At 73.0% G+C, this 24,604-nt stretch carries 24 protein-coding genes; 14 read left to right on the forward strand and 10 right to left on the reverse strand.

Annotated features, from left to right (window positions below; translation table 11 throughout):
- The first annotated feature begins 144 nt into the window (after positions 1–144).
- Positions 145–465, forward strand: a complete 321-nt coding sequence (locus tag Asera_RS18170) for a hypothetical protein (RefSeq protein ID WP_030447890.1) — start codon at positions 145–147, stop codon at positions 463–465.
- Between the two features lie 459 nt (positions 466–924).
- Here the strand turns inward: Asera_RS18170 and Asera_RS18175 are convergent, their stop codons facing one another.
- Complete coding sequence (locus Asera_RS18175; protein ID WP_030447891.1) at positions 925–2,415, reverse strand: leucyl aminopeptidase; 1,491 nt, start codon at positions 2,413–2,415, stop codon at positions 925–927.
- 134 nt (positions 2,416–2,549) lie between these two features.
- Between Asera_RS18175 and gcvT the strand changes: the two genes are divergently transcribed.
- The 3 genes from gcvT to Asera_RS18190 are packed head-to-tail and all read left to right on the forward strand — an operon-like array spanning position 2,550 to position 4,335.
- A complete protein-coding gene (gene gcvT / locus Asera_RS18180; protein WP_030447892.1) occupies positions 2,550–3,653 on the forward strand; it encodes a glycine cleavage system aminomethyltransferase GcvT in 1,104 nt (367 codons plus the stop codon).
- Positions 3,650–4,006: an MmcQ/YjbR family DNA-binding protein gene (locus Asera_RS18185; protein ID WP_030447893.1), complete on the forward strand. Its 357-nt coding sequence runs from the start codon at positions 3,650–3,652 to the stop codon at positions 4,004–4,006. Before gcvT ends, Asera_RS18185 begins: the two co-directional genes overlap by 4 nt.
- A 38-nt stretch (positions 4,007–4,044) precedes the next feature.
- Positions 4,045–4,335, forward strand: a complete 291-nt coding sequence (locus Asera_RS18190) for a hypothetical protein (RefSeq protein WP_030447894.1) — start codon at positions 4,045–4,047, stop codon at positions 4,333–4,335.
- 39 nt (positions 4,336–4,374) lie between these two features.
- Here Asera_RS18190 and Asera_RS18195 read toward each other — a convergent pair whose 3' ends face one another.
- Positions 4,375–5,199: an adenosylcobinamide-GDP ribazoletransferase gene (locus Asera_RS18195; RefSeq protein ID WP_051802624.1), complete on the reverse strand. Its 825-nt coding sequence runs from the start codon at positions 5,197–5,199 to the stop codon at positions 4,375–4,377.
- Positions 5,192–7,237: a bifunctional adenosylcobinamide kinase/adenosylcobinamide-phosphate guanylyltransferase gene (locus tag Asera_RS18200; RefSeq protein WP_169745878.1), complete on the reverse strand. Its 2,046-nt coding sequence runs from the start codon at positions 7,235–7,237 to the stop codon at positions 5,192–5,194. The genes Asera_RS18195 and Asera_RS18200 overlap by 8 nt, the downstream gene beginning before the upstream one ends.
- A 150-nt stretch (positions 7,238–7,387) precedes the next feature.
- On the opposite strand from Asera_RS18200, the gene Asera_RS18205 reads away from it, so the two are divergent.
- On the forward strand, positions 7,388–7,591 hold the full coding sequence (locus Asera_RS18205) for a hypothetical protein (RefSeq protein ID WP_030447897.1): 204 nt from the start codon (positions 7,388–7,390) through the stop codon (positions 7,589–7,591).
- Positions 7,592–7,696: 105 nt separating this feature from the next.
- Here the strand turns inward: Asera_RS18205 and Asera_RS18210 are convergent, their stop codons facing one another.
- Positions 7,697–8,695: an aldo/keto reductase family protein gene (locus tag Asera_RS18210; protein WP_030447898.1), complete on the reverse strand. Its 999-nt coding sequence runs from the start codon at positions 8,693–8,695 to the stop codon at positions 7,697–7,699.
- Positions 8,696–8,944: 249 nt separating this feature from the next.
- Between Asera_RS18210 and Asera_RS18215 the strand changes: the two genes are divergently transcribed.
- The 4 genes from Asera_RS18215 to Asera_RS18230 are packed head-to-tail and all read left to right on the forward strand — an operon-like array spanning position 8,945 to position 13,182.
- Positions 8,945–10,003, forward strand: a complete 1,059-nt coding sequence (locus Asera_RS18215; RefSeq protein ID WP_030447899.1) for a LacI family DNA-binding transcriptional regulator — start codon at positions 8,945–8,947, stop codon at positions 10,001–10,003.
- 49 nt (positions 10,004–10,052) lie between these two features.
- Positions 10,053–11,435, forward strand: coding sequence for an extracellular solute-binding protein (locus Asera_RS18220; protein ID WP_084132196.1), 1,383 nt, complete (start codon positions 10,053–10,055; stop codon positions 11,433–11,435).
- A gap of 3 nt (positions 11,436–11,438) precedes the next feature.
- Positions 11,439–12,347, forward strand: coding sequence for a carbohydrate ABC transporter permease (locus Asera_RS18225; RefSeq protein ID WP_211255673.1), 909 nt, complete (start codon positions 11,439–11,441; stop codon positions 12,345–12,347).
- On the forward strand, positions 12,334–13,182 hold the full coding sequence (locus Asera_RS18230) for a carbohydrate ABC transporter permease (RefSeq protein ID WP_211255674.1): 849 nt from the start codon (positions 12,334–12,336) through the stop codon (positions 13,180–13,182). The genes Asera_RS18225 and Asera_RS18230 overlap by 14 nt, the downstream gene beginning before the upstream one ends.
- 36 nt (positions 13,183–13,218) lie before the next feature.
- On the opposite strand, the gene Asera_RS18235 is transcribed toward Asera_RS18230, so the two are convergent.
- Positions 13,219–14,421 (reverse strand): RNA-guided endonuclease InsQ/TnpB family protein, encoded by a 1,203-nt coding sequence (locus Asera_RS18235; protein ID WP_030447903.1) that lies wholly within the window; start codon positions 14,419–14,421, stop codon positions 13,219–13,221.
- Between the two features lie 152 nt (positions 14,422–14,573).
- Between Asera_RS18235 and Asera_RS18240 the strand changes: the two genes are divergently transcribed.
- Complete coding sequence (locus tag Asera_RS18240; protein WP_030447904.1) at positions 14,574–15,896, forward strand: sulfatase family protein; 1,323 nt, start codon at positions 14,574–14,576, stop codon at positions 15,894–15,896.
- Positions 15,897–15,923: 27 nt separating this feature from the next.
- Here Asera_RS18240 and Asera_RS18245 read toward each other — a convergent pair whose 3' ends face one another.
- From Asera_RS18245 to Asera_RS18260, 4 genes are all read right to left on the reverse strand, one after another.
- Positions 15,924–17,291, reverse strand: coding sequence for a WG repeat-containing protein (locus tag Asera_RS18245; protein ID WP_157034998.1), 1,368 nt, complete (start codon positions 17,289–17,291; stop codon positions 15,924–15,926).
- Positions 17,292–17,411: 120 nt separating this feature from the next.
- Entirely contained in the window at positions 17,412–18,410 is a 999-nt protein-coding gene (locus Asera_RS18250) for an alpha/beta hydrolase (RefSeq protein WP_030447906.1), read from the reverse strand.
- 156 nt (positions 18,411–18,566) lie between these two features.
- Positions 18,567–19,343: a polysaccharide deacetylase family protein gene (locus Asera_RS18255; protein ID WP_244843933.1), complete on the reverse strand. Its 777-nt coding sequence runs from the start codon at positions 19,341–19,343 to the stop codon at positions 18,567–18,569.
- A 23-nt stretch (positions 19,344–19,366) separates the two neighbouring features.
- Positions 19,367–20,572, reverse strand: coding sequence for an MGDG synthase family glycosyltransferase (locus Asera_RS18260; RefSeq protein WP_157034999.1), 1,206 nt, complete (start codon positions 20,570–20,572; stop codon positions 19,367–19,369).
- Positions 20,573–20,900: 328 nt separating this feature from the next.
- On the opposite strand from Asera_RS18260, the gene Asera_RS18265 reads away from it, so the two are divergent.
- Both Asera_RS18265 and Asera_RS18270 read left to right on the forward strand, forming a co-directional pair.
- Complete coding sequence (locus Asera_RS18265; RefSeq protein ID WP_051802629.1) at positions 20,901–21,533, forward strand: DedA family protein; 633 nt, start codon at positions 20,901–20,903, stop codon at positions 21,531–21,533.
- Between the two features lie 124 nt (positions 21,534–21,657).
- Positions 21,658–22,341 carry an HdeD family acid-resistance protein gene (locus Asera_RS18270; protein ID WP_244844201.1) on the forward strand — a complete coding sequence of 228 codons (684 nt, stop codon included), beginning with the start codon at positions 21,658–21,660 and terminating at the stop codon, positions 22,339–22,341.
- A gap of 163 nt (positions 22,342–22,504) precedes the next feature.
- Here the strand turns inward: Asera_RS18270 and Asera_RS18275 are convergent, their stop codons facing one another.
- Positions 22,505–22,924, reverse strand: a complete 420-nt coding sequence (locus Asera_RS18275; RefSeq protein ID WP_030447911.1) for a hypothetical protein — start codon at positions 22,922–22,924, stop codon at positions 22,505–22,507.
- 203 nt (positions 22,925–23,127) lie between these two features.
- Between Asera_RS18275 and Asera_RS18280 the strand changes: the two genes are divergently transcribed.
- Positions 23,128–23,784, forward strand: coding sequence for a hypothetical protein (locus tag Asera_RS18280; RefSeq protein WP_157035000.1), 657 nt, complete (start codon positions 23,128–23,130; stop codon positions 23,782–23,784).
- 142 nt (positions 23,785–23,926) lie between these two features.
- The gene (locus Asera_RS18285) at positions 23,927–24,553 is read left to right on the forward strand and encodes a DUF6069 family protein (RefSeq protein WP_157035001.1); all 627 of its coding nucleotides are present in this window, start codon (positions 23,927–23,929) and stop codon (positions 24,551–24,553) included.
- The last annotated feature ends 51 nt before the right edge of the window (positions 24,554–24,604 follow it).

Raw genomic sequence — 24,604 nt, forward strand, 5'->3', positions numbered from 1 at the left:
GAGTCTCGTCATAGCGGTCGGCTCGACCCCGATGGGGTTGTTCCGGCCGGTATGCGGTGTTGTCGACGTGCGGCGAGCGCTGGGCCGTTCGCTGGCCGTACGCTGTGCGGCGACCGTGCTGGGTACGGCGAAGGAGGAGGAACGGTGGGACGGTTCGGGCGGCGCGTTCAGCGCGGTCGCGGAGTACGGGCCGAGCGGGCCGCGGATCCGGCGGACGTGGCGCACCTGGAACGGTTCGTGGCCAGTCGCATCGGCGTCGAGGCATACCTGGAGCCGGCGACGTTGATGACCGGGCAGACGGTGATCCTGATCGGGCACGACGGTGAGTGGACCCGCCGGCGCCTCACCCATCCCGCCGCCCTCGCCTTCGGCCGCCGCGTCGGCATCCCCGTGTACGACGTCGGCAAGCTCGGCTACCCCCAACGCATGCGCGACTACAACGCCCGCCAACGCACCTCCCACTGAACCTGGTGAGTCACCTCTCTGCGCCGAGGTGAACCCGAAGCGCCGGCCCCGCTCAGCGTGCGTTCGGAGTGCTGGCGCAAAGGCCAGAACCGGGGAACCGGCCCGGCCTTCCCACCACGACAACGCCCGCCTCGCAACGCATCGAGTCGCCTCGCGTCCGGGCGGCACGCGGGTGGGGGTTGGTTTGGTGTGGCGGGCTTGGCGGCGATGGGTAGGCCGTACCGACACCCTGTAGTTCCGAGGCGGGCCAGGCGGGGTCAGGATCTCGTCTCTGGTTTTCCGGTGGGGGATTGTCAAGGGGGCGGCTGCCCCCTTGATGGGGAGGGGTGTGGGGAGGGGCGAAGCCCGCTCCCCACGGTTCCCCCACGAGGGGTGAAAAGAGAAAACAGAGGTGGCCTTTACCCCAGCACCCCCGGCAGCGCTTCGGGAGCACCTCAGCGCAAGAGGTGGACCCCCGCCTCAGCCGTTCTCAGCGACGTCGCCGACCAGCTCGACCAACGTACGAAGCGGAACGGCGGTGGCGCCCTTCGGCAGGTAGCCGTACTCCTCGGACTCGTGGTACGCGGGCCCGGCCACGTCCAGGTGCGCCCAGTCGACGCCGTCGGCGACGAACCGGGAGAGGAAGTAGCCGCCCTGCAGCATGTGGCCGGAGCGGTCCATCCCGGTGGCGACCTGGGACAGGTCCGCGACGTCGGAGGTCATCAGCTTGGCGATCTCCTCCGGCAGCGGCATCGGCCACATCGGCTCGCCGACCCGCTCGCCGGCCGCGCGTACCCGCTCGTGCAGCGACTCGGAGCCCATCACGCCGCCGATCCGGTTGCCCAGCGAGGTGACCTGGCCGCCGGTGAGGGTGGAGGTCTCGAACAGGTAGTCGGGGTCGTCCTCGCAGGCCCGGGCGATCGCGTCGGCGAGCACCATCCGGCCCTCGGCGTCGGTGTTGAGCACCTCGACCTTCGTCCCGGAGTACATGGTGACGACGTCGCCCGGCCGGTACGCGGAGCCGGACGGCATGTTCTCCGCCATCGGCAGGTACGCGACGACCTCGACCTTGGGCTTGAGCGCGGCGATGGCGAGCATGGCGCCGGCGACCGCGGCGGCGCCGGCCATGTCGCTCTTCATCTCCCACATGCCCTTGGGCGGCTTGATCGACAGGCCGCCGGTGTCGAACGTGATGCCCTTGCCGACCAGCGCCACCTTCGCCGTGGCCTTGCCGCGCGGCGAGTACGCCAGCCGGACCAGCCGGGGCGGCTTGGCGGAGCCGAGCCCGACCGCGAGGATGCCACCGTAGCCGCCCTTGCGCAGCGCCTTCTCGTCGAGTACCTCGACCGCGAGGCCGGCCTTGGTGGCCGCCTTCGCCACCGTGTCGGCGAACGCCGGCGGGTGCAGGTCGTTGCCGGGGGTGTTGACGCAGTCGCGGGTGAAGGTGGCCGCGTCGGCGAGCGCGGTGGCCCGCTTCAGCTCCGCCCGCGCCGCCTTGTCCTTCGCGTCCGGCACGAGCAGCACGATCTTCGCCACCGGTGCCCGGTCGGCGCCGGACGCCGCGCGGTAGCGGGTGAACCGGTACCCGCCGAGGGCGGCGCCCTCCGCGGCCGGCCGCAGCGCCGGCAGTGCCAGCGCGACGGTGGCCGACCCGGCCAGGGCGCGGGCCGCGGCACCGGCGGCCCGGCGTACCGCCTCGTCGTCGGCGGCGTCGGCCGGGCCCAGCCCGACCGCGGCGACCAGCGGCGCCGGCACCGTACCGAGGCTGGCCAGCCGCGTCACCTCGCCGACCGCACCGGTGGCGCCGAGCAGGACCAGCGTGTCGACCAGCCGGTGGTCGAAGGCGGCGTCCAGCTCCACCGCGCCGGGCGCCAGCGTCGGCGCGCCGGCGGCCGACTGGTACAGCCCGACGACGACGGCGTCGGTGGACAGACTGGCAGGGTTGGTGTCGGCGAGAGCAAGCGAACTCACGCGAAGCCTCCGTAACGGTCACAGGGGTGACCACGTCGTTGTGGCGGTACCCGGATCGCGGTGCGTCGTGACGCCGTCGCGGCCGGGCCGGAGTCGATGCTAGAGGTCGACGGCCGGCGGGTAGGTTGCCACCCATGACCGACCTCAAGCATTCTCCGTTGCACGACCGGCACCGGGCGCTCGGTGCGAAGTTCGCAGCGTTCGGTGGCTGGGAGATGCCCCTGGAGTACGCCGGTGGCGGCGTGCTGGCCGAGCACAATGCGGTGCGCAACACGGTCGGCGTGTTCGACGTGTCGCATCTGGGCAAGGCGACGGTGCGCGGCGCCGGGGCGGTCGAGTTCGTCAACTCCTGCCTGGCCGGCGATCTGGACAAGATCACCGCCGGCCAGGCGCAGTACACGTTGTGCTGTGACGACGCGACGGGGGGAGTGGTCGACGACCTGATCGCGTACCGGTTCGCCGACGACGACGTGTTCCTCATCCCGAACGCGGCGAACACGGCCGAGGTGGTGCGCCGGCTGGCCGCCGCGGCGCCGGACGGCATCGAGGTCACCAACCGGCATGAGGACTACGCGATCATCGCGGTCCAGGGCCCGATGTCGGCCGACCTGCTCGCCCGGCTCGGCGCGCCGACCCGGCACGGGTACATGAGCTTCGAGCAGGGCACGATCGGCGGCCGGCCGCTGGTCGTCTGCCGCACCGGCTACACCGGCGAGCACGGGTACGAGCTGGTCGTCGAGGCGCACTACGCGGGTGCGGTGTGGGATGCGCTGGTGGAGGAGGGTGCCGACCTCGCGGTCCGGCCGGCCGGGCTCGCCGCGCGCGACACGCTGCGTACCGAGATGGGGTACCCGCTGCACGGGCAGGACCTGTCCATGCAGATCAGCCCGGTGCAGGCGCGGGCCGGCTGGGCGGTCGGCTGGAAGAAGCCGGCGTTCTGGGGGCGGGACAAGCTGCTCGCGGAGAAGGAGGCGGGCCCGGCCCGGCGGTTGTGGGGGCTGTCGGCCGCGGGCAAGGGCATCCCGCGCCCCGGCATGGCCGTGTACGTGGGGGAGCAGCAGGTCGGTGTGGTCACCTCGGGCACGTTCTCCCCGACGTTGAAGCGCGGGATCGGCCTGGCGCTGCTGGACACCGCCGCCGGGCTGGACTCCGGTGCCGAGGTGGAGGTGGACGTCCGCGGCCGGCGGGCGCCGATGAAGGTGGTCAAACCGCCATTCGTGCCGTCCTCGGTGAAATGATGGCCGGTGCCACGTTCGAGCAGGTCCGTGGGATCGCGCTCGGGCTGCCCGGCGCCGAGGAGGTCAGTACCTGGGGCACCGAAACGGTGTTCCAGGTCGGCGGAAAGATGTTCGCGGTGGCCGCACCGGACGAACCGCACGCCACGGTCAAGTCGACCCCGGACGAGCAGGCGTCGCTGGTGGCGCGCGACCCCGACACGTACGCGGTGGCGCCGACGACCGGCCGGTTCGGCTGGGTACGGGTCGAGCTGGCCCGGGTGGACCCCGCCGCGCTGCGGGCGCTGCTGGTCGCGGCCTGGCGGGCGGCCGCCCCGCGCCGCCTGACCACCGGCTACGACACCGAACCGACCTGACCCGTTGCCTGCGGAAGCAGCGGGAGAAGGCGGAGCGGGTGTTGCGGCGCGACAGCGCCGGTCTGGGCGCGGCGATCGACGCGGTCGACCTGGCCGCGCTTGCCGGCCAGCTGCGCGACGGCGCGTACGACCGTAACGGTGCGGCGCTCAGCGCCGCGTTCAGTGCCGCGTTCGACGAGCTGTTCGAGGTGGTCACGGCGGACGACTTCCCGGCCGGTCACGCCGGGTACGGCTGGGCCGTGATCGGCAGCAACCCGTTCCAGGTGGTCCTCAACGACGGTGCGTACAACCTCACCACCCGCGCCGAGGTGTGGTGGCGCGCCGACTGACCGAACCGAGCCGGGCCGGATCGGTGTGCAGCCGTGGGGTCAGCAGCTGAGCACGGCGAGGGCGACCGTCCCGGCCAGCTCGACGCAGGCGCCGAGCACGTCACCGGTGATGCCACCGAGCCGGCGGGTGACGTGCCGGACCAGCAGCAGCGCGGCGGCCAGGCCGAGCACCACCGCGAGCGGACCGAGCCACGGCCGGGTTGGGTCGGCGGCCAGGCCGATCGCGGCCAGCGGCACCGCGCCCACCGCCACCAGCCACGCCGGTACGGTGCCGGCGACCAGGGCGCCGAGCCCCTCCGGCCGGGCCGCCGGGACGCCGCGGCGGCAGGCCGCCGTTACCGCGAGCCGGCCGGTACCGGCCGCCACCAGCAGCGTGGCGAGCAGCGCCAGCGGTGGCCGGTCGCCGACCGCCACCACCGCCGCGACCTGCCCGGCCAGGGCCAGGACCAGCGCCACCACGCCGAACGGCCCGATGTCGGAGCGTTTCATGATGGCGAGCGCACGGTCCCGGTCGGCGTAGGAGCCGAGCGCGTCGACGGTGTCGGCCAGCCCGTCGAGATGCAGCGCGCGGGTCGCGAGCACGGCGCCGAGCACCACCGCCACCGCGAGCACGCCGACCGGTGCGCCGGCCAGCCGGAGCAGCAGTGCGAGCCCGGTCAGTACCGCACCGAGCGCCGCGCCCACCGTCGGCGCCAGCGCCATCGCGCCGCGCGCCGTCGCGCGGTCCACCCGGCCGACCGGTACCGGCAGCACCGTGAACGTGCTCACCGACAGGCGGGCCGCGGCGAGCAGCACGGCGCCGCTCGGCCCGCCGCCTGCCGGATCCGGCGGCGCGGTCGGATCGTGCGGGGTCGGATCAGGCATGTACCGCTTCGGCGGCGCCCGGCTCGCGCAGGGTGGCGGCGAGCGCGAGCGCCGGTTGCAGCACGCCGACCGCGGTCAGCGCGGTGCAGCCGTCGCCGAGGCCCAGGCCGAGGTCCAGCACGGTGTCGAAACCGAGCAGGTCGGCGACGGTACGCACCGCGGGGGAGCGGCCGTGGTCGGGGATCAGGCACCACCACGGCGAGCTCGGCGCGATGTCGCGCGCCAGCACCATCGCGGTCGCCGCCGCCGGGTTGTCGACCACCACCGGTACGTGCCGGACCGCCGCGCCGATGATCAGCCCGGTCAGCGCCGCGAGGTCCGGCCCGCCGAGCATCGCCAGCAGCGACCGGCTGTCGCGGGACCGCAGCCGGACCCGGTGCAGCGCGTCCCGCGCGGCGACACAGCGCTCGATCCAGGCCGCGTCGTCGACCCGGCCGGACTCGCCCACCACCCGGCCGAGCAGGCTGGCCGGCTCGTTGCCGGTCGCCGCCGCGAGCACCGCCGCCGACACCGTCTGCACCCCGGCCCCGCAGGCCGCCGGTACGAGCAGCTGCACGCCCTCGTCGGCGGCCCGCTCGGCGAGCGAGCGACCCAGCTCGAACGCCGCGTCGACCTGCTCGGCGGTCAGCACGTCGGTGGTCTCCATCGCCGGCACCGCCTCGGCTTCGGCGGGCAGGTCCGCCACGGTCACCGCGGCGCCGACCCGGTCGGCGAGCCGGGCCAGCGGTGCCGTACCGGCGCGGACCCGGTCGATCGTGCGCTGCGCCGGCGGGTCACCGGCCCGGGCGCCGCCGTCGTGGTCGGCGCCGACGACGACCACCCGGATCGAGTCCCACTCGCCGGCCAGGTCGCCGGCGCCGAGCGCCCAGGCGACCGGCTCGGTCAGCGCGCCGAGCCCGGCACCACCGGTGGCGAGCGCGGTCAGCCGCTCCTCGGCGGCGTTGATGGCGATCCGGTCCGGCGGCCGGATGCCGATGATGTCGTCGTCCAGCTCGGCCGGCCCGGCGTCGACCGGCTCCGGCATGTCGGCGCTGTCCGGCGCCGCGGCCGGCGTCGATGCCGAGCCGACCGGTTCGGTCCGAGCCTTGGCGGTGGCCGCGGCCGGTGCCGCCGAGGTCGCCGGGACGGCCGCGGCGGCGTCACCGTCGGCGGGCAGCCACAGGGTACGGCCGGCGACGACCAGCGCGACTCGGTCGCTGACGTCGGCGACCGCCCGGTTGATCGCGCCGAGCAGGTCGGCGAAGTGCCGCCCGGTCCGTGACGCGGGCACCACGGTCAGGCCGACCTCCGGGCTGACCAGGACGAGAGTGGCGGCCGGGCTCGCCGCGACCGCCGCGGCCAGCCGCGCCGGCGCGTCCGCGAGCACGGTCGTACCGGCGGCGCCGGTCTCGACCGCCCCGGTGCCGGTGGCGACCGGCTCAGCCGGCGCATCGCTGCCGGTCGCCGGCGCCGCGGCGTCCGACCCCGGGCCCGCACCCGCCGTACCGGTGCCCGTCGCCGGCTCCGTGCCGGACGCACTGCCGGTCCCCGTCGCCGGGACGGCGTCGTCGTCGCCCGTCGCCGGGACGGCCTTGTCGGTACCGCTCGCCGGGTCGGCGTCGCCACCGGTACCGGTCGCCGGGTCGGCGTCGGTCGTGGCGCGGGCGGTGGCGCTACTGCGCTTGCGGGTCGCCGCCGAGGTGCGCTTGGTGGGGCGCTTCGGCTTCGCCGGTGCGTCGTCGACGATGCCGGCCGCCTCGAGCAGCAGCCCGGCCCAGCCGCCGAGATCGTCGACCAGCACCGCGGCGCCGGCCGGTGCGTCGGCGAGCGCCTCGATCAGCGCGTCCGGGCCGGTGGAGCAGTCGACGGTCTGCCAGGCGTCGCCGCGGCGCTCGCGGTGTGCGGCGATCCGGCGCTGCCAGTCCGGGTCGTCGGGATTCTCCCGGCCGGTGGCCAGATAGCGTCGCTCGCCGGATGCGTCGGCCAGCATCCGTTCGGCCAGGCTCGACTTGCCGGAGCTGATCCCGCCCAGTACCAGTACCCGCTGCTCGGTGGTCACGGGAGACATCTTGACCCATGAATGGCTGCCACCGCGCGCCGGCCCGCTGCCGTCGTCGCCGCGGGACCGTACTCTTACGGAAGATTCCGGCGGCGACCCGGCGGAGTCACGCGCAGACCAGCGGCAGTCCAGTGACGAGGAGCGTGGCCGATGGCATGGATGTGGCGGTACCTGGACCAGGCCGGTGAGCCCGTCGAGGGGCCGACCGAGGTCTTCGGCAGCCAGTCGGACGCCGAGTCGTGGCTCGGCCAGTGCTGGCGTGAGCTGTCCGAGAAGGGTGTCACCACCGTCCGGCTGGTCGAGGACGACCGCCAGGAGTACGAGATGAGCCTGCGCCCGACCGGCGCGAACTGACCGCCGAGACGGCTGCGCCGCCGTGCCGGGGCACGGCGGCGCAGGCGGTGATTCTCGGCGCGGCGCTCGCGATGGGGGCGGCGGCCGCGGTGGTCCGGCCGGGGCTCAGGGACGAGACGCCGGGCTCTGGGTGCGGGCCGGGTCGCGCTCGATCACCGGGTCGAGGATCTCGTCGATCTTGGCGAGCAGACCCTTGTCCAGCTTGACGCCGGCGGCCTTGACGTTGTCGCGCACCTGCTCGGGCCGCGAGGCGCCGACGATCGCGCTGGCCACGTTCGGGTTCTGCAGCACCCAGGCGACGGCGAGCTGCGCCAGGCTGAGTCCGGCTTCGGCCGCGACCGGCTCCAGCTGCTCGACCCGGGACAGCACGTCGTCGCGCATCCAGCGGGAGATCATGTCTTTCCCGCCCTTGTCGTCGGTCGCCCGGGAGCCGGCCGGCGGCTGCTGACCCACCTTGTACTTGCCGGTCAGCACGCCCTGCGCGATCGGGGAGAAGACGATCTGGCTGAGTCCGAGGTCCTCACAGGTCGGTACGACCTCGGACTCGATCACCCGCCAGATCGCGTTGTACTGCGGCTGGTTGGACACCAGCGGGATGCGCAGCTCGGCGGCGAGCTTCGCCGCGGCGCGGATCTCCTCGGCCCGCCACTCGGACACGCCGATGTAGAGCGCCTTGCCGGACCGCACCACGTCCGCGAACGCGGTCATGGTCTCTTCCAGCGGCGTGTCGTAGTCGTACCGGTGGGCCTGGTACAGGTCGACGTGGTCGGTGCCGAGCCGGCGCAGCGAGCCGTTGATCGACTCCAGGATGTGCTTGCGCGACAGGCCGCGGTCGTTCTTGCCGGGCCCGGTCGGCCAGTAGACCTTGGTGAAGATCTCCAGCCCCTCGCGCCGCTCGCCGGCGAGCGCCTTGCCGAGCACGGTCTCGGCCCGGGTACCGGCGTACACGTCGGCGGTGTCGAAGGTGGTGATGCCCTCGTCGAGTGCGGCCCGCACGCAGGCGAGGGCGGCGTCCTCCTCGACCTGGGAGCCGTGCGTGAGCCAGTTGCCGTACGAGATCTCGGAAACGATCAGGCCGGATCGGCCAAGGTGTCGGAACTCCATGAACCCGACCCTATCGCCGTCGTGCTGCCGGCTCAGGCGGTCGTGACCGTTCCCATCGCCGCGGCCGCCGCCCCCCGTTTGGTTCGACGCCCGTCGTATGATGCGCGCACCGCATCCCCCTTTCCGGTCTCGCTTCCGGCCCGCCGACGCGGGGAGAGTTCCCTATGAAACAAGTAGGGTATTGACTCCCGGGCGGCGAGTGGGTAATCGTGTAACCAGCCATCGCGGACCAACCGGCGAGGGGGTGCGATGTCGGAGAAGACGGGCCGCGCGCCCACCCAGCGCGACGTCGCCGCCGCGGCCGGTGTCTCGACCGCGACGGTGTCGTACATCCTCAGCGGCCGGCGCGACCGCGTCACGCCGGTGACACCGGAGACCCGGGACAGGGTGCTGCGGGCGGTGGAGCAGCTCGGCTACCGGCTCGACCACTCCGCGAGGTCACTGCGGCGCCGGCGCACCGAACTGGTCTGCGTGGTGTACCGGATGCCGGACAGCCCGTGGGTCGAACGGCTCGCCGAGCAGGTGCAGGCGATCGGCGCACGGTCCGGCTACTCGATGATCGCGCTCCCGCTGCCGTCGAGCCCGCCGGCCGGGCCGGAGCAGGTGCCGCAGCCGTCGGCGCTGCGGGTGCTGCGGGAGCGGTACGTGGACGGGGCGATCGTTGCGAACGGCACCCTGATCGAGCCGGACGAGCTGCGCCGGCTCGCCGCGGGCGGCCTGTCGCTGGTGGTGTTCCACGACGCGTTGCCGCCGGCCGGGTTCGACGTGGTCGACCTGGCCCAGCGGGCCGCGCTGACCGATCTGGTCGCCCACCTGCTCGACCGGGGGCACACCCGGATCGGGTACCTCGCCCACGATGTGGAGCTCGCCGCGCCGGACGACGAGGTGCAGTCGCTGAAGTACCGGACGGTCGCGGCGGCGCTCGCCGCGGCCGGTGCACCGCTGGACCCGCGCCTGGTCGTGCCCGGCGCGGACGTGCGGGAACGCGCGTACGTCGAGACGCAGCGGTTGCTGCGCAACGAAAGGCCGCCGACCGCGCTGATCTCCTCTTCCGACCGCGGCGCGATCGACGCCATCTGGGCCGCCCGTGACCTGGGCGCCTCGGTGCCGGGCGACCTCGCGATCGCCGGCATCGGCAACGGTACCGAGGGGTCGGCCATCCGGCCGGCACTGACCACCGTCGGGCTGCCGAGGCTCGACTTCACCGTCCCGGTGACCCGGCTGTTCGAGCGCATCACGGCGCCGGACGAACTGCCGGGCGACCGGATACCCCAGCCGTGGCAGCTGATCGTGCGGGAGTCGACCTGACCCCACGGCCGATCGCACCGCCCGGCGCACCGGACGAAGGAGTCACACGATGAGTGAGCGGCATCGAGCAGAGCACGCCACCGCGGCCCCGGCACCGACCGGGCCGGAGCATTCGTGGCACGCCGGGAGTCCCGACTCCGCGGGGCCGGGCCGCGCGGCGGGCTGGACCCGGCGTGGCGTGCTCGGGTCCGCGGCGGCGCTGGGCGCCGGCGCGCTGACGGCGTGCGGCGGCAACGCACCGAGCGACCGCGGCGGCGGCAGCGGGGACAGGACCTTCACGCTGTACTGGAACGCCGGGCACGGCTACGCCGCCTACACGAAGCTGATCGAGAAGTTCGAGTCCGACCACGGGATCACGGTCAACTGGCAGAAGTTCCAGTGGCCGGACCTGCAGACCAAGCTGGCCGCGGACATGCAGTCGGGCCAGGTGGCGGACCTGGTCGAGGACGACGGCAGCGGCTGGCCGCTGTCCTACGCCGCGACCGGCGACGCGTACCCGCTGGACGAGTTCATCGCCGCCGACGGCGAGAAGATCGGCTACCCGAACGACTGGCAGGCCAACGCGCTGCGCAACAGCCGGTACCAGGGCAAGACGTACGGCATCCCGTTGCACCTGACCTGCAACCTGCTGTTCTACAACAAGACCATGTTCGCCGCCGCCGGCATCGAGGCGCCACCGTCCACCTGGGACGAGTTCCTCGCCGTGGCGCGCAAGCTGACCAGGGGCGACCAGTACGGCGTGGCGCTCAACTCCGACCCCGGCTACCTGTCCCCGTGGATGCTGCAGAACGGCGTGCAGTACTGGGATCCGTCGACCAGGAAGGTCATGACACCGGTACCGAAGGCGATCGAGGCGATGCGCTTCCAGCACGACCTGATCTACCGGTACAAGGTGTCGCCGGCGCCGTCGGCGACCGCCGACTACGAGGGCCCGGAGAAGCTGTTCGTGGCCAAGCGGGCCGCGATGATGATCAGCGGGCCGTGGGACTTCGTGCCGATCAAGAAGACCGCGCCGGACCTGGACTACGGCCTCGCGCTGCCGCTCAAGCGGGACGTGCGGGCCACCAACTTCGCCGGCAGCGGCGTGTTCATCCCGGCCAAGGCCAGGCACAAGGACCTCGCCTGGGACCTGATCAAGCGGCTCACCTCGCTCAGCGTGGAGAACGCGGTGACCCGGGAGACCGGCGTGACGATGCCGCGCAAGACCTGGGCGAAGCAGTCCTGGGTGCAGCAGGACAAGCAGGTCGGCGCGGTGGCCCGGGCACTGGCGTACGGGACGAGCTGGCCGAACGGGATCGACGCCACCGGCAAGGCGCCGCAGCTGGACGACGCGCTGCGCTCGGCGTACCAGTCGACCATCGTCAAGAACGGTGACCCGGCCGCCGCGGTGCGCAACTTCCGGGCCGCCGCGGCCAAGCTCGTCGGGGGCTGAGCCGTGGTCGCCACCGTCGAGCGCGCCCCCGCCCTGGCGCCGGTACGTCGGCGCGCGCCGATGCGGCGCCGGCAGGCCCGCACCGCGCTCGCCTTCCTCGCCCCGGCGCTGCTGTTCTTCGCGCTGCTGTTCTTCTACCCGCTGCTGCGGGAGCTGTACACCAGCCTGTTCAGCGGCCCCCGGGCCGACGTGTACGCCGGGGTCGGCAACTACACCAAGGCGTTCGGCGATCCGGTGGCGCGGCACGCGTTCTGGGTGACCGTCCAGTACGGGCTCGGGGTCGTGGTCGGTGCGATCGCGCTGGGGCTGGTGCTCGCGGTCATCCTGAACCAGCGGATGCGGGGCCGGTCGGTGTTCCGCGGCATCCTGCTGGTGCCGTACCTGACCTCGATCGCGATCGTGGGGCTGTTGTGGCGCAACATCCTCGACCCGGACACCGGCATTCTCAACCGGGTGCTGCACAGCCTCGGCCTGCCGACCCAGAACCTGCTCGCGCAGCACCCGCTGGCCACCCTGGTGGGGGTCGCGATCTGGCAGCAGGTCGGCTACACCACGGTGCTGTTCCTGGCCGGCCTGCAGGGCATCCCGGAGCTGTACTACGAGGCGGCGGAGGTGGACGGTGCCTCGGTGTGGCGCCGGTTCCGGCACGTGACGCTGCCGCTGCTGGCGCCGACCACGCTGTTCGTGTCGGTGATCGGCGTCATCTCGGCGATGCAGGAGTTCGCGCTGCCCTACCTGGTCACCCAGGGCGGCCCGGACAACGCCAGCGACCTGTACGTGTACCAGGTGTGGAAGACCGCGTTCGGCTTCCGCGACTTCGGGTACGCCTCGGCGCTGTCCTACCTGCTGCTGATCGTGATCCTGGTGCTGTCGCTCGTCCAGCTCAAGGTGGGTTCTCGTGGCGAGTCCTGAGCGCAACCGCAACGACCGGCTGTTCCCGGGCGCCCGCGGTGTCGGCTACGCCGTGGTGCTGGTGGTCTGCGTGCTGACGGTGATCCCGCTGGCGTACATGATCTCGCTGTCGCTACAGTCCGACGGCGAGATCCTGGCCGGCAACCCGGTGCTGTGGCCGGCACACCTGCACTTCGACAACTACCAGCGGCTGTTCGACGAGGTGCCGTACGCGCGGTTCTTCGTCAACAGCGTCGTGATGGCCGGCACGATCACCGTCGCCCATCTGGTCCTCGACCCGCTCGCCGGGTACGCCTTCGCCAAGTTCTCCTTCCCGTTCAAGCGGACGCTGTTCATCGCGGTGCTGGCCACGCTGATGGTGCCGTTCTTCGTGCGGATGATCCCGGTGTACGTGCTGTTCTCGCAGCTGGGCTGGCTCAACAGCTACCAGGGGCTGGTCGTGCCGTTCCTGTGCGACGCCTACGGCATCTTCCTGATGCGGCAGTTCCTCGCCGCGCTGCCGGACGAGCTGATCGACGCCGGCCGCGCCGACGGCGCCGGCGAGCTGCGCATCTTCGTGAGAATCGTGCTGCCGCAGGCGAAGCCGGCGCTCGCGGTGCTGGCGCTGTTCACCTTCGTGTTCCAGTGGAACAACTTCCTGTGGCCGCTGCTGGCCACCTCCACCACCGACATGCGCACGATGCCGGTCGGGCTGACCATGTTCAACCAGGAGTTCTTCACCCAGTGGAACCTGACCGCGGCCGGTGCCGTGGTGCTGTTCGTGCCCACCGCGGTGCTGTTCTTCTTCACCCAGCGATACCTCGTCCGCGGTGTCGCCCTGACCGGACTGAAGTGAGGCTCGTTGACTTCTCTCCCTCCGAAGGAGGGATTCTTACGGCTCACGCCGTGAGACTTTCTGCTTCGTCGCCGACTGCCTGCCCGGAGAACTCCGTTGAGGTGTTACGCCAGCTCCACAGACAGAAACCGCCAGCCCGGCGGCCAGAAGATTGTTCGCCGCGTTCACGTCCCGGTCATGGGTCGCTCCGCAGCACGGGCGCGTCCAGGTGCGGACGTTCAGTGGCATCTTCTCGTTGAGATGCCCGCATCCCGGCTTGGAACGCAGTTTGGAGGAGGGGAACCACCGGTCCACGGCGACCACTTTCCGCCCGTACCAGGTGGCCTTGTACTCCAGCATGCCCCGGAACTCGGCCCACGCCGCATCACTAATGGCGCGGGCCAGGGAATGGTTTGTGACCATGTTGCGTACGGTCAGGTCCTCGATCACGAGCGTTTGGTTTTCGCGCACGAGCTTCGAGGTGAGTTTGTGCAGGCCGTCCCGGCGCCGGTCGGCAATACGGGTGTAGATCTTGGCCACCTTGCGCCGGGCCTTGCTCCGGTTCGCCGATCCGTTTGCCTTGTGGGAAAGCGTCCGCTGCGCCTTGACGAGACGTTCGCGCTCCCTGCGCTCATGTCGGGGATTGCTGATCTTCTCCCCGGTGGAGAGGGTGAGCAGATGAGTCAGCCCGACATCGATGGGGACTGCCGCCTCAACAACGGGCAGCGACTTGACGGTCGGGTCCTCGCACAGCAGGGACACGAACCACCGCCCGGCCGCATCCTGCGACACCGTCACCGTGGACGGCGAAGCGCCATCGGGAAGAGGCCTGGACCAACGGATATCCAGCGGTTCGGACATCTTCGCCAGCGTGAGCTGCCCGTCACGGTACCGGAATCCAGAAGTGGTGTATTCAGCGGACTTGCGAGACTTGCGCTTGGATTTGAAGCGCGGGTACTTGGCGCGCTTGGTGAAAAAGTTGGTGAACGCCACCTGCAGGTGCCGCAGCGTCTGCTGGAGCGGAACCGACGACACACCGTTCAGGTAAGACAGTTCCTCGGTCTTCTTCCAGGTGGTCAGCATCGCCGAGGTCTGGTTGTAGTTAACCCGCTCCTGCCGTGTCCACGCTTCGGTTCGGGCGGCGAGTGCCATGTTGTAGACCTTGCGCACACACCCGAAGGTGCGCGACAGCTCGGCTGCCTGTGCATCGGTCGGATAGAAGCGGTACTTGAACGCCCGCTTCACACGATCCGTGGTCATGCCCACAAATTAGCGTTGCTACTGGTGAGAATCAAACCCACTGGCCAGGATGCTGTGATCCACTCTGCGAGGCGCTTCCAGGCCCGCCCTGCTCCGCAATGGCTTTGCTTGCTCCCCCGGCTGAAGCCGGGAGTACCCACGAAGGAGATCTGATGACCAACGTCGTGGTGTTCCTGACCGACCAGCAGCGGTGGGACACGATGGGCCTGCACGGCAACCCGCTGGAGCTGACGCCCAACCTCGACCGGTTCGCCGAGCGCGGCACCTTCTGCGAGTACGCGTTCACCAACCAGCCGGTGTGCGCGCCGACCCGGGCCTGCCTGCAGACCGGCCGGTGGCCCACCCAGACCGGGGTGTACCGCAACGAGATCCCGCTACCCGCCGACGCCGACACCATCGCACGCCGGTTCGCCGCCGGCGGGTACGAGACCGCGTACGTGGGCAAGTGGCACCTGGCGGAGATGGACGACGCACCGGTGCCGCGAGAGCTGCGCGGCGGGTACGAGCACTGGTTCGCCGCCGACGCGGTCGAGCTGATGTCGGACGCCTACGACGCCAAGCTGTACGACGGTGACGGGGTGCTGCACGAGCTGCCCGGGTACCGGTCGGACGCGTTCGTGGACGCCGCGATCCGCTGGCTGTCCCGCCCGCACGACCGGCCGTTCCTGCTGTTCGTGTCGGTGATCGAGCCGCACCACCAGAACAGCCGGGACGCCTACCCGGCCCCGGACGGCTACCGCGAGCGGTACGAGAACCGTTGGATGCCAGCCGATCTCGCCGCGCTCGGCGGGTCGGCCCAGCAGCACCTGGGCGGCTACTGGGGCATGGTCAAGCGGGTCGACGAGGGTTTCGGCCGACTGCTGGACGCGCTGCGCAGCCTCGGCCGGCTCGACGACACGGTCGTCTGCTACACCACCGACCACGGCTGCCACTTCAAGACCCGCAACGGCGAGTACAAGCGGTCGGCGCACGACGCCTCGATCCGGATCCCGCTGGCGTTCAACGGGCCCGGCTTCGTCGCGGGCGGCCGGCGACCGGAGCTGGTGAGCCTGCTCGACGTCGCACCGACCCTGCTGGACGCGGCCGGGCTGCCGCACGACGACCTGCCCGGCCGGTCGGTCCGCGACGCGGTGCGCGGCGCCACCGACTGGCCCGAGGAGGTGTACGTGCAGATCTCCGAATCCCAGGTGGGCCGGGCGATCCGGACCCGTCGTTACACCTACGGAGTGACCGCGCCGGACGCGGACGGCTGGCACCAGCCGACCGCCACCCGCTACGTCGAGGACGTCCTGTACGACAACGTGTCCGACCCGCATCAGCTGGCCAACCTGGCCGGCCTCGCCTCCCATCGCGGGCTCGCCGACCGGCTCCGCGACCGGCTGCTGGCCCGACTCGCCGCTGCCGGTGAGCCCCCCGCCACGATCGAGCCGGCCCCGCCGCGCCCCGCCGGCCAACGCCGCGAGTACCCCCTCTGACCCCACCACCGCGCGGGTCGGGGTGGGTCAGAGGACGGCGCGGGAGTCGCGCAGCCGGCTGTCGATGTCGCGCAGGATGCCCTCGCGGGTCTCGTGGTGCGGCTCGATCAGCAGGCTGCCGTCCCGCTTCAGCGCGCCCCAGCTGCCGGGCTCACCGGGTACCTTGTCGGCGTCGGACGGGTGCGGGTACACCGAGTCGTCCAGCTTGATCAGGAACCCGACCGGGTGGATGTTGACGTCGGCGTAGCACGCCGGGACGATCAGCCGGCCGGTGGTGTCGAGCACGCCGCGGCGGCCGATCCGGTCGACCACCGCGAGCCGTTCGGCGGTGAAACCGAGGATGTGCCGGCCGTCCGCGGTCGCGGTCAGCACCTGGTCGTAGTCGAACGGGATCGCGACCTCGCCGTACCGGTCGATGGCGCCGAAGACGCCGTCACCGCGGCGCAGCAGCGACAGGCCGAACCGGAACGGCCGCGGATCGAGGTAACCGTCGGCCGGCACCGCGACCTCGCCGTCCACGGTGATCGCCTGCCAGCTGTCCGGCTCGTCGGTGGGCTGGACCCAGGCCAGCCCCTCGCTGAACGGGGCCGCCTCGCGCAGCCGCAACGGCCGGGACAGCGGCTCGCCGCGCTGGTCGATCACCTCCCAGCCGAGCGCGCCGGCCCGCCGCACCCACGCCTTCCCGTCGTGGAACGGCTTCGCCTCGTCGAACAGCGGCCCGATCACCTGCTCGCCGGCCGGATCCCGGTAGCTCCACCGCCCGGTGGACTTGTCCCGCACGCAGACCGGCACCGGCTCCTGGCCGAGCAGCTCCGGCCTGGTGCGCCGGTAGGGCCCCCAGCCGCCCAGCGTGGCGTGCGTCAGCACCGCCTCCAGCGCGACCTCGACCGTCTGGACGAACTCCGAGCCGGCGTCCGGCCGCAGCGCGAGCGCCTTCTCGAAGTGCTCGCACGCCTCGATGTTGCGGCCCTGCTCGAAGCAGCAGGTACCGGTCTGCAGGTGGATCGCGGCCCGCAGCCGGTCGGGCAGATCGTCGGAGGCGGCCAGCGCGTACTCCCGGTCGGCGGCGGCGTGCTGCCCGGCCGCCTGGTACGCGTGCGCGAGCCGGGTCCGGGCGATCGCGGTGCGGCGCATGCTGCCGGTCAGCTCGGCCGCCTCCACCGCGCGCTTGCCGTCCTCCAGCGCCGCATCCAGCTCGCCGAGCAGCCGGTGCGCGACCGATCGCAGCCCGTACTGCCGGGACCGCGCGGCGTCGCTGCCGGGCAGGGCGAGCTGGCTGGTGAGTGCCGCGCGGGCAGCGTCGATCGACTCCCGGTCGTCGATCGACTCGCGCAGCGTCTCCGGGTCGAGGCGCCACGGGAGGGCCGAGAGCACGGCCTCCGGGTCTGCCGTCACGGACACATCGTGCCGGATCGATGCCTGCGCCGTGCACCCGCACCACGCCGAGACCGGCCGCCAGCTCGTCTTTTGTCCGGCTCGGCACTCGGGGTAGCTGCGCAGGTCACGGTCAGTTTCCTAAGCGGCGACGGCGGGACGGTGCAGGGCGCCGAGCAGCATCGGCAGCGACCGGTGCAGCTCGCGCTGCCAGTACGGCCAGGAGTGGGTGCCGGGCCCGTAGAAGTCGGTGACCAGGTGCCGGGCGTGCAGTGCGGTGAGCCGGGCGGCGAGGTGGTGGTTCTCGGCGTCGAACAGCGTCTCGTACGCGCTGGTCGCCCCCGGCTTGTCGTAGGGCCCGGCGGTGCCGTCACCCGACGACAGGAACACCGGGATCCGGCGCAGCGCGTTCGCCAGGTAGTACGGGTCGTGCGCGGCCCAGATGTCGCGCTGCGCGACCGGGTCGCCCCACAGCGCCAGCGGGTCGGCGCCCTGGCCGGCGCTGATCTGCAGCACGTTCTCCGGGCCGCCGGGGGAGTAGAGCGGGTCGACCACGCCGGAGTACGACGCGGCGGCGCGGAACATGCCCGGATGCCGGCCGGCGTACGACAGGGCGCCGAAGCCGCCCATCGACAGCCCGGCGATCACCCGGTCGCTGCTCGCCCCGTAGCCGCGCTCGACGATCTGGCGCACCTCGCGGAGGTGGAAGGTCTCCCAGGCCGGGGTGCCGCCGGCGCCGTTGTTCCACCAGTTCGAGTACCAGCCGGTGACGCCGGCCTCCGGCATGGCGACCAGCACGTGTCGCAGCTCCGGGATGCTCGCGACATCGGTCAGCGCGGTCCAGCTGGTGTAGTCGCCGCAGCAGCCGTGCAGCAGCCACAGCGTGGGCCAGTGCCGGTGGCTCGCCGCCGACCAGCCGTCCGGGGTCAGCAGCCGGACCGGCGCCGTGGTGCCCAGCGCCGGCGACGAGATCGTCAGGTCCAGTTGCCGGTCGGCCACCTCGTGCTCGGCGACGACCCGGGCGCCGTCGCCGGCGACCGCCGCGCGTTCCGGTGCCGCCGCAGCCGGCGCGGCGCCCACCAGCAGGGCGGCGACGACGGCCAGGGAGGCCAGGATGGCGGACCAACGGCGGGCAAGCATGCGACCACCTCGCAACGCGCGTGGACGGCATCGGCGGGGCGACCGACACCGGTACTTGCCACTTTCTACCGCATTTTCCTAGGTTCGCGACAGCATAGGCCGGTCACGTGTTCCTGTCGGTACCGTCCGCTTCGGTACCGTCCGCTCCGGTACCGGTCACCGAGGGTCGACCAGGCCGTGCTCGTGCAGCGGGCCGACCTTCCACCCGGCGTCGTGGCACAGGTCGAGGATGGTCGGGACCGCGGCGAGCGTCGCCCGCCACGACTCGGGCGCGGCCGTGGCGCTCGCGGTGTCGTGCAGCAGGATCGTGCCGCCGCCGCGCAGGTCGGCGGCCACGGTCCGGTACACCGAGGAGCCGGTGGCGCGCGCCGTCCAGTCCCTACCCCAGGCGGTCCACAGCACGGTACGCATCCCCAGCCGGTGCGCCGCGGCCCACGCCGCGCTGCTGAGCACCCCGTACGGCGGGCGGAAGAACCGGGGCGCCGTGCCGGCGGCGGTCGCGACCAGGTCGTGCGCCCGGGCCAGGTGGTCGGCGACCCGGCGCGGCGGGTACCGCAGCAGCAGCTTGTGCTGCAGGCCGTGCACCGCGAGTTCGTGGCCGGCCGCGGCGATCTCGGCGGCGAGCCGCGGGTGGCGCGCGACGTTCGCGCCGACCAGGAAGAACGTCGCGGTGACCCCCCGGTCGGCGAGCAGTTGCAGCACCTTCGGGGTCGAGACCGGGTCCGGCCCGTCGTCGAAGGTGAGCGCGACGTGGTCGCCGCGGCCGGTGCCGGCCAGCGCCGGCGCGAACATCCGCCGCGGCCCGGCCAGCGCGAGTACCGCGGGCGCCGCGTGCAGCGCGGCCGCCCCGGCGAGTGCGACGGCGGCCGTACCGGCGACCCGCCGGCCGGCGCGCCCGCGTCGTGCCGGCAGACCGGTCGCGGATCGGGACACCGTGCCGCTGCTACCTCGCCCGGTCATGCGATCCGCCGCAGCGCCGAGGCGGGCGCGGCCACCGCCGCGAGCTCCGCGATCACCGTCGCCGGGTCCGCCTTGGCCGGCTCGGTCGCCGGGCGGCGCGGCTCGTGCAGCGCCGCGGCCAGCTCGTTCGCGTCGCGCACCCAGTACGCCAGACCCGCCGCGTCGAACGCCTCGGCGTTGGTACGGCCGTGCCCCGGCAACGGCCGGTGGATCAGCACCGGCACGCCCAGCTCGGTCGCCTCCACCGAGGTGATGCCGCCGCCGTTGGTGACCACCGCGTCGCAGGCGCGCATCAGCGTGGCCATCTCGTCCACCCAGCCCAGGGTGATGCCCACCCCCGCGGCGGACAGCTCGGCCCGCAACGCCTCGTTCGTCGCGCAGACCACCACCGGTACCGCCGTACCGGTCGCCGCGATCTCCCGCGCGGTGCGGGCGACGTCGCCCACCGCCCAGGCACCGCCGGCGACGAGCGCCAGCCGGCCGGTGGCGGGCAGCCCGAGCCGGCGCCTGGCCGCCGCCTGGCTCGGCTGCGCGCCGGACCGGAACTGGCTGCGTACCGCCGCGTCCACCCGGCGCACCCGCCGGGCACCGAGCGCAGTGATCTGCTCGGCGGTGACCCGGTGCGCGGCGAGGTAGCAGTCGCAGCCGCGATCCATCCACAGTGGATGGACCGACACGTCGGTCAGGTAGGTCAGCACCGGTGCGGCGAGCCAGCCCCGCCGCCGCAACCGGCCCAGTACCAGGGTGGCGAGCGGGTAGGTGGACAGCACCGCCGCCGCGCCCGCGGTCCGGCGGCGCAGCGCGCGGCCGGTCAGCACGAAGCACAGCACCGACACCAGCCAGCAGACCGGCCGGGCCCGCAGCAGCGCGCAGACCATTCCCCAGCTGGCCGGCAGCACCGACAGCTGGCCGGCGTACAGCAGGCGCAGCAGGGCACCGGTACGGCCTGGGAACTGGTCCATGAAGTCGTGCGTGTCGACGGTGAATCCGCTCGCCCGCAGCCGGCGGCCGAGCTCGTCGGCGCAGGCGTTGTGGCCGCCGCCGATGCCGGCCGACACGATGACGATCCGGGCGCCGGAGTCGGCGCCGCTGCACGGCGCCGGCGGGGTGGCGGTCCGGCGGCGCCGCGGCAGCCGGGCGAGACGCGCGCCTCCCCGGTTACCGGGGCGGGAGTGGGCAGGCAACGTTGCCGCGCTGGGCATCTGGGGACTCCAAGACGAGGTCGAAACGGTGACCAAGAAGTCCTGGCAGGAAGGGCTGCCAGGACCTCCGGACCGGACATCCGGCTCTCATCACGCTCTCAGGTTCGGCGGCCCGCGGACATGCTGGCTTCCCCTGATCTTGGCCTGGTGCTACCCCGAGTCCGATCACCCCGGCTAGCCCTGAGTGGGGTCCGGGTTGACGCCCCTGACATGCGCAGACACCCGTACCTGGCGCCTCAGGGGAGCCCGGGGGAGTTGCCCGGATGCTTCTCGGGTGTCCGATCGGTGAGGCTGCTGCCATGATCGACTCTGTGGCCCCGGCCTCGTCGTGCACCTGCTGACCCGCTGGGTACTGAGCCTGCCGCCGTACCTGATGTGCGCGGTGCCGGCGCTGGTGGTGCTGGCCGAACCGGCGCTGCTGGCCGGCGTCGTCCTGCCCAGCGTCGGATCGATGCTGCTGCTCGGCTTCCTGGCGCATGCCGGCGCGGTGCCGCTGGTGCCGGCGATGGCGTGTGGCGTCGCCGGCGCGACCATCGGCGACTCGCTGGGGTACCTGGCGGGCCGCCGCTGGTCGCGCCGGCGGGACCGGCTGCGCGGTCTGGTCGGCGCCCGGCGGTGGGACCGTGCCGAGTCGTTCGTGCTGCGGTTCGGCGGGCTCGCGGTGGTGGCGGCGCGGTTCCTGACCGGACTGCGCACCCTGGTGCCGCGGCTCGGTGGGCTGTCCGGCATGCCGTACCGCCGGTTCCTCGCGTTCAGCGGGCCGGCCGGCGCGGTGTGGGGCGCCGGCTTCGTCGCGGTCGGCTACCTGGCCGGCGCCTCGTACCGCCGGGTGGCGGGCCTGCTCGGTACCGGCGGGGCGGTGGCGCTCGGCGTGCTGGCGCTCGCCGCGCTGGCCGCGCTGGTGGCACTGCGGGTGCGGCGGTGGCGTCGCGCCGCGGTGCCGGACATCCCACCAGGGTGACCGGTTCCCCCGTTTTCCCGTGTTGTGCCTCGGCTGCGGGATACCGTCCAGTTCAGACGGACGGTGCGCCGCGGCCACCGCGCGGCACCCGGCCGTACGACGGGAGGGGGCCGCCGTGTCGACGATGCAGCGCAACCGGCAGCGCCGGGAGGCGGTCGGTCCGTGGTGGCTGTTCCTCGTCACCGGCATCGCCTGGGCCCTGCTCGCGCTCGCCGTGCTGCAGTTCAGCCTGGCCAGTGTCGCCGCGATCGCGGTGCTGTTCGGCGCGGTGCTGCTCGCCGCCGGCCTGAACGAGTTCCTGGTCGCCGCGCTGCACCGGCACTGGCGGTGGGTACACGTGGCGCTCGGCGTGCTGTTCGTCGCCGGCGCGGTCGCCGCGTTCGTCTGGCCGGGGCCGACCTTCGTCGCGCTGTCGCGCATCCTCGCCTGGTTCCTGCTGTTCAAGGGCGTCTTCGACGTGATCGACTCGCTCGCGGTGCGGGTCGAGCTGTGGTGGCTGCGGCTGATCGCCGGCGCGCTGGAGATCGCGCTGGCGTTCTGGGCGGTCAGCTACACCGGCCGGTCCGCGCTGCTGCTGGTGGCCTGGGTCGGGATCGGGGCGATGATGCGCGGCATCACCGAGATCGTGTTCGCCTTCGACGTGCGGGCCGCGCTGACCGCCGGCACGCCGGTGCCGGAATCGCCGCAACAGCAACCGTCCTGGCCGGTGAACCGGCCACCGGCGGGTACCCGGCCGACCGGCCACACCGCGGCCGACCAGCCGCTCCCGGGCAACGAGAACCGGCCGGAGCAACACCCCACGCCGTGACCGGCCGGACGTCCCCGCCGGTGCGCCGGTGCGCGGGCGCCGCCGGGCCGGCCGGGGACGGCGATCAGGCCGGGACGGCGGGCCGGCCGGGGACGGCGATCAGGCCGGGACGGCGGTCCGGCGGGACGGGGTCAGGCCGGGACGGCGGTCCGGCGGGACGGGGTCAGGCGGGGAGCGGGTGGGCGAGACGGTCTCGCTCGGCGGCGGTCAGCGGCACCGACAGCCGGCGCCCGTGATGCAGCCCGGCCAGCCAGACCAGCCGGTTGCCGGCCCCGGCCAGCCCGACGATCGCGGCCGAACCCGGTGCCAGACTTCCGGCGGTACGACGCACCGTCGCGTCGGTGAGCCCGAGTTGCGGCGGCCGGCGGATCGGCATCGGGTGCAGCGCCGACGAGACCGGCACCACGAACAGCGCGCCGACCACCATCGCCCAGTCGATGCCGTCGCGCTCGTCGCGGTCGATCCGTACCCGCCGGTCGTCATCGACCCACACCAGGGCCGCATCGACCTGCCGGGGCCGTCGCCGCCACACCGCACGCGCATCGTCGTACCGGTCGAACCAGAGGACCGTCAACTGCGCCATGGCCACCCCATCTCGCCGCGGCCGGGCCCCAGCGACTGTTGGGAACCGACGGAAGCGTACCCATCGATGCGGCTCGATCGGATGAGAATCGTTGCGGGCCAACCGATCGGGTGCCGGTACCGGTGACCGCGCGGATCGCGGTGCCTACCGTCGGACGGGTACGGCACCGGTGCTGCGGTGCCGGACACCCGGGGGAGGCGGCGATGGGTGGTGCGATCCTCGCGGTACTGCCCTTCGCGCCCGGACTGCTGCTGTCCCCGTTGCCGCCGGTCGCGGCGAGCATGCTGGCCATCGCCGACGACGGGCGTCGCCGCGCGCGGCTGTTCATCCTCTACTGGTGGTGCGCGGTACTGCTGGGCTGCCTCGCCGCCGGCCTGGCGCTGCGGCTGTCGACCCCCGGTGTCCGGCTGCCGGACCACGCCGACCGGCTGGCCAGCCTGCTGCTCGCGGTGGCGCTGGTGGCTCTCGCGCTGGTGCGCGGGTCCGGGCTGGTCGGGTGCCGCTGCCGCAGCACCTGGCGATCGCCGGCGTGGCTGTGGCGGATCGGTACGCTGCCGACCAACCGGGCCGGGCCGTTCGCGGTGCGGGTGCTCTACACCGATCCGCTGCACCTGCTCGTTCTCACCGCCGCGGCGGTGGCGCTGGCCGCCACACCGGGCGGCTTGTCGGCGCAGCTCGCCGCGGCGGCGCTGCTGGCGCTCGCCGGTACGCTCGGTGTCGCGTTCCCGCTGATCGTCTCGTACGCCGCGGGCTGGTCCGGGTCGGTGCGGCTGCACGCGCTGCGCAGCACGCCGATCCGCGCGTACCACGGGGTCGGCTTCTGGCTGTCCGTCGGCTATGCGGCGTTCCTGCTCACCTGACCGACGCCGACCACGCACCGTGTTCGACCGATCGGCGCGTTCGCCTGCGCCGGGCGCAAACCCTCCACGATGCTGAAGTGGTGCCTGCCCGGGCGCTCGCGGCGCATCCGCCGCGGCGCCCCTCACACCGGGGGTGAGCGACGTGACCTGGTACGGATCGGCCAAGCCGCACCGGCCGGAGGATCCCACCACACCGATGCCGGGGACCGGCGCCGGCCCGGCCGGTACCGGCGGGCGCGCCAGCAGCTCCGGACACGACTTCGGACCGCCGATGCCGCAGGCGCCCGGCGACTACGCGCCGGCATCCAGCCGTCGATCGACCAAGCCGCGGGTGAACGCGGCGCGGCTGTGGACCGGCGGACTGGTCAGCGCGCTGATCGCGGCGGGCCTGGCGATCGTGGCGTACCTGGTGATCCACGGCATCTTCAACCTGCCGATGCTCGGCGTGCGGCCCGACGGCGGCGCGGTGTCCGCCACCATGGGCGGCTACGCCGTCGGCGCCGGCGTCGCCGCGCTGCTCGCGACCGCGGTGATGCACCTGCTGATGCTCGGCACCCCGCGGCCGTTCTTCTACTTCGGCTGGATCGGCGGGCTGTGCACCGTGATCGCGGTGCTGATCCCGCTGATCACCACCCAGCACTGGGACGTCAAGGGCGCCACCGCGGCGGCCAACCTGGTCCTCGGCATCGCGATCACCGTGCTGGTGCAGGGCACCGCGCACACCGCGATCCAGTACCCGAACCGGCAGCCGTACCCGCCGGCCGGCTGACCGCGCGATGCCGGCGCGGCGGCCGAAGGGTACCGCTGCGGCGTTTCACGC

The sequence above is a fragment of the Actinocatenispora sera genome (assembly GCF_018324685.1).
Lineage (GTDB): Bacteria > Actinomycetota > Actinomycetes > Mycobacteriales > Micromonosporaceae > Actinocatenispora > Actinocatenispora sera.